The sequence below is a fragment of the Streptomyces sp. MZ04 genome, assembly GCF_004684775.1.
Lineage (GTDB): Bacteria > Actinomycetota > Actinomycetes > Streptomycetales > Streptomycetaceae > Streptomyces.
Genome location: NZ_SRIC01000426.1, coordinates 1 through 5,162 on the forward strand (window position 1 = coordinate 1; position 5,162 = coordinate 5,162).

Consider the following 5,162-nt stretch of genomic DNA (forward strand, 5'->3'; position numbering starts at 1 on the left):
CGGTGTGATTGGCACCCGAAGCGAACTGCACCCGCAGATCGGGGAGTTCATCCACGTCCGGGATCCGCCACGGCTCCGAACCATTGGCCAGATAACCGTCCGAGAGGAGGAAGACGGGGGTGCGGTACGTCACCGCGATCCGCGCCGCCTCCAACGCCGCATCAAAACAGTCCGCCGGCGTCTTCGGCGCCACGATCGGCACCGGCGCCTCACCATTACGCCCGAACATCGCCTGCAGCAGATCCGCCTGCTCCGTCTTCGTCGGCAACCCCGTCGACGGCCCGCCCCGCTGGATATCCACCACCAGCAACGGCAACTCAAGCGACACGGCCAGCCCGATCGTCTCCGACTTCAGCGCCACACCCGGCCCCGACGTCGTCGTCACCGCCAGCGAACCACCGAACGCCGCACCCAACGCCGCCCCGATGCCCGCAATCTCATCCTCGGCCTGGAACGTACGCACACCAAAGTTCTTGTGCTTGGACAACTCATGCAAAATGTCCGAGGCAGGAGTGATCGGATACGAACCCAGATACAACGGCAGATCCGCCTGCCGCCCCGCAGCAATCAGCCCGTACGACAACGCCAGATTCCCGGAGATATTGCGGTAGGTGCCGGTGGGGAAAGCGGCCGTGGCCGGAGCCACCTCGTAGGAGACCGCGAAATCCTCCGTCGTCTCACCAAAATTCCAGCCCGCACGGAACGCCGCGATGTTCGCCCCCGCGATCTCCGGCATCTTGGCGAACTTCGCCTTCAGGAACCTCTCCGTGCCCTCCGTGGGCCGGTGATACATCCACGACAACAACCCCAGCGCAAACATGTTCTTGCTGCGCCCGGCATCCTTGCGCGAAAGACCAAACTCCTTCAGCGCCTCCACCGTCAACGTCGTCAACGGCACCGGATGCACGCTGTAGCCATCCAGCGAACCGTCCTCCAGCGGCGAGACGTCGTAACCCACCTTCTGCATCGCCCGCTTGGAGAACTCATCCGTGTTCACGATGACCTCCGCACCCCGCGGCACATCCCCGATGTTCGCCTTCAAAGCCGCCGGGTTCATCGCCACCAGCACATTCGGCGCATCCCCCGGCGTGAGGATGTCGTGGTCGGCGAAATGCAGCTGGAACGACGACACACCCGGCAGCGTTCCGGCAGGAGCACGGATCTCGGCAGGGAAGTTCGGCAGCGTCGACAGATCATTGCCGAAGGACGCCGTCTCCGAAGTGAACCGGTCACCGGTGAGCTGCATACCGTCCCCCGAATCACCCGCGAAGCGGATGATCACACGGTCCAGACGGCGGACGTCCTTGTTGGTGGTGGACCCGGTTCCCGGCGGTGCGGCGGATTCCACAGACATACGTGTCGGCTCCTGTCAGTCCGGCGGTCAGTCTTGAATGCGGTGCCGGGTGGATAACGGCTCTGGCCGGAGGCTAACGGGGCGAAATAGAGGGGCACTTTAGCCTTGCGCTCACGTGCGTTCGGTGCTGGACGCGTCGAAGCCGCCACCGCACAGAGCGGCAGCGGCTTCGAAGGGGCATCGCCTCAGACAGCCTCAGGCAGTGGTCACGCGGTCACCTGGCGGCGCTGCTGGAAGGGTCGACCGCCACCTCGGCGGCAGCTGCCGCGTCGGCCGCCTCGGCCGCCTCGGCAACCGGGTCGCGCATCTCGCCGCTCACCTTTTCCAGCGTCACCAGGATGGCCACGGCCGCGACGACGAGGGCTCCGGCACCGATGCGGAACGCCAGGGCGTATCCGTCGGTCTGCGCCACCTCCGGGGACGTTCCGTCCGCGATGTGGTCATTGACGTACCGGAAGGCGAAGGGAACCAGCGTGGCCAGGCCGAGCGCCGCGCCGGTCTGCTGCATGGCCGTCTGGACGCCGGAGGCCAGGCCCGAGTCCTGACCGGTGACCTCGTGCAGCGCTCCGTTGATCAGGGCCGGGTAGGCGAGACCGTTGAAGAAGCCGAACAGGATGAGACCGGGCATGAATCCGCCGGCGAAGCCGGCGTCGGGAGCGAAGCCCTCGGCGGCGATGAACAGCGCCACGGCGCCGCCGAAGAAGGCGGTGGTCATCACTGCCTTCACGCCGACGCGGGGCATCAGCACGGTGGACGTACCCGCGCCGACGAGCGCCATGATGGTCAGCGGGATGTAGGCGAGGCCCGTCTTCATCGGCGAGTAGTCGTGCACCTGTTGGGCGTACAGCGTGAACAGGAACATGTACGTGAAGAACGCCGCGAAGATGGCCACGCTCACGAGGTTGGTCGTCACGCGGGTGCGGTTGCTGAAGAACCGCAGGGGGATCATCGGGTCCGGAGTACGGGACTCCCACACGACCATGAAGATCAGCAGGGCGATACCGCCGAGCAGCGGCACCAGCACCCGCCCGGAGCTCCACGAGTGCTCGGCCGCCTGGAGCAGGCCGTACACCACCGCGACCAGACCGCCGGTGGCGGAGACCGCTCCGACCGCGTCGACGCGGTGGTTGTCGCGGGCCATCCGGCTCTCCGGCATCATGCGCGGCACCAGGATCAGCGCGATGAGCGCGATGGGGATGTTGACGAAGAAGATCCAGCGCCAGCTCACCAGGTCGGTCACCATGCCGCCGACGACCGAGCCGACCGCACCGGCCACCGCCGACAGACCGCCCCAGATGCCCAGGGCCTTCATCCGCTCCTTGCGGTCGGGGAACAGCACGGGGATCAGCCCGAGCGCCGCCGGTCCTGCCAGCGCCTCACCCAGGCCCTGGACGAAGCGGCTGCCGACCAGCATCCCGGAGTTGGCCGCGGCACCACAGGCGACCGACGCGAGACCGAACACCAGCACGCCGGCCATGAAAATCTTGCGGCGGCCGAACATGTCGGCAAGCCGCCCGCCCAGCAGCAGGAACCCGCCGGCAACCAGCACGTAGGCGTTGACCACCCACGCGAGCCCTCCGGGGGAGAAGTCCAGGCTGGACTGGATGTCGGGGAGCGCGACGTTCACCACGGTGATGTCCATGATGAGCATGAACTGCATGGCTGCCAGAACGGTCAGCGCCAGCCAGCGCCGAGGGTCGGCACCGGCGGGGCTGCCGGTCCCACCCCGTAAATCTCTGTCCACGGAACTCATTGCCTTGCTTCTCCTCTGAATAATCTGTAGCCGCTTACTGCGGAAGCCGCCTACTGCGGATTCCCGCCAGGAAGCGCGTCGACGACGTCCTGGAAGCGACGTGGGTCGAAGTAGTCGTGGTACGAGCTGATCAGCCCGTCCTGGAACCGGAGGACCGCGACGTTGTCGCTGGTGTGCACCGCTCCGTCGACGAGTCGCGCGTGGACCTTGTACTCCACGCATATCGCGTCGGAGTTCACGGCGGGGTGGACGCCGGTCAGTTCGGTGTCGAACGTCTCGTACGCCGTGAAAAGGTCCTGGTACGCCGCGACGATCTCGGCCTTGCCCTTGATGAGGGAGGCGGATCCTTCCGGGGCGTACGGCACGGTGATCGTGGCGTCTTCGTGCCAGAGCTCGCCCCACGCGTCGATGTCCTTGGCGTGCAGCAGCTGGAAGAACTGGTGCGCCGTGCCGACCCTGGCGTCGAATATCCCCAGGAACGCGACGGTGTCGACGTGGTCGGTGAACTCGGCGATCCGGTCCCCCTCGAACCGGAAGATCGACGCACCGCGGTTCCGGTAGGTGCCGCCGGCGAGCAGTTCGATCTCCAGCGTCCAGGTGGCGAGGACCTTCTGGGGGTCGGCCATCGGTTCGGCGTCCCACGTGAACCGCGTCTCGCCGAAGAACGCGAAGAACTGGCCGAGCGCGGCCACGATGGTGTCGCGCCCGGCGAACTCACCGGGAACGCCCGCCGGGGTGATGGGAACCCGGTACACCGCGTCCGCCGTCCACAGCTTCCCGAACGCGTCGATGTCCTTGGCCTGCAGGGCGCGGTAGAAGTCGTGCACGATGTCCACGCCGCCTCGGCGCTGCTGATCAGTCATGGGCTCGATGCTTTCCTTGCGGTAGAGGGTGGCGGGGGTGGTGAGGGATTTCCTGCGGTGGGCATGTCACCTCAGGATTTTGTTCAGTACTTCCCACTGCAGCGGCCCGAACTGGAAGTACGACCCGGCGTTGAACTGCTCCCCTTCGGGCGTCCATTTGACGATCGAGATGCTGAAACGATCGCCGGGGTACGTGTACGGAGTGTTCGTCACCCATCGCGCGAATTCCGGTTCCACCCGGTCCTTGATGAGCGGCAGATCCAGGCTGCGGGCAAAGCTGATGCGCTCGATCTTCGAGGAGTCCCAGCCGAGGGTGAAATAGACCCTGAACGACTTACGGGCGGACTCGAGCAACTGCTCATCCGCTTCCGGAAGTCCGAGCTCGCGCAGCATCGACACGATGATCTCCCGCTCGATACCGGTCGGGAGGTGGAAGTACAGGTTCGTCGTCCTGCGCCGGTAGTCGATCGCGATCATCGCCACGGCGTCCAGGCCATGGCGGGCGAAGAAGTCGGCGTTCTCGGCCACGGCGCGCGGCATGGACGGGACGGCGGCAAGCTGGGAGACCGTCTGCGGGTCACGCGGCACGTGCACATAGAGCTTGTTGAATCCGCTGACGACTCCGAAGTCGATCAGGACCTCGTCGACGGAGCATCGCTCCTGGAGGTCCGCGAGCAGGGAGGCGACGGGATGGTCCGTCTCGGGGAGCAGGCCGCTGGAGACGGCGTGCGTATAGGGATCGCCGATCGCCTTCGGCACCTGAATGGTGAGATCGACGTCTGCCCCGTCGCCCTGACCGGCCGTCGAGCTGAAGATGACCCCGCCCTCGAACGGCCCGAACGCCGACAGGATCGGCACGACCTTCTCGGGTGAGCAGGGCACGTTCCGCAGTCCGGCCGCTTCCTCGATGGCCGCGTAGACAACCTCTACTGAGGTGGCTTCGGATGTGATGGCTTCGGACATTCTGTACTCCTGGTCGATACGGTGACGCGTCGGCGCGCTCCCGACGGCGGCAAGGCCGGGGAGCGGCCCGAACACGGTGGTGGCGTACCCGGCGCCGGGCGGCGATGCGGCGGACATCGGCCGGGCCCCGGGTCCATCTGGCCTGTTCCTCCACTGTGTTGTCGATGCATCATGCGGCGCGCGGGGTGCGTACGGCAGTGGCTTCCGGGGCGGTGGCAGGGGGCGCGGG

At 66.4% G+C, this 5,162-nt stretch carries 4 protein-coding genes; all 4 read right to left on the reverse strand.

The window, feature by feature from the left end; genetic code table 11:
- Nucleotides 1–1,354, reverse strand: a 1,354-nt coding sequence (locus E2651_RS40985; protein WP_245239528.1) for a 2-oxoacid:acceptor oxidoreductase family protein, incomplete at its 3' end; no start/stop codon positions are given.
- Nucleotides 1,355–1,568: 214 nt separating this feature from the next.
- Nucleotides 1,569–3,107 (reverse strand): MFS transporter, encoded by a 1,539-nt coding sequence (locus E2651_RS40990; RefSeq protein ID WP_135336357.1) that lies wholly within the window; start codon nucleotides 3,105–3,107, stop codon nucleotides 1,569–1,571.
- Between the two features lie 50 nt (nucleotides 3,108–3,157).
- Entirely contained in the window at nucleotides 3,158–3,970 is an 813-nt protein-coding gene (locus tag E2651_RS40995; RefSeq protein WP_135336358.1) for a nuclear transport factor 2 family protein, read from the reverse strand.
- A gap of 66 nt (nucleotides 3,971–4,036) precedes the next feature.
- Nucleotides 4,037–4,933 (reverse strand): aromatic prenyltransferase, encoded by an 897-nt coding sequence (locus E2651_RS41000; RefSeq protein ID WP_135336359.1) that lies wholly within the window; start codon nucleotides 4,931–4,933, stop codon nucleotides 4,037–4,039.
- Nucleotides 4,934–5,162: the final 229 nt, after the last annotated feature.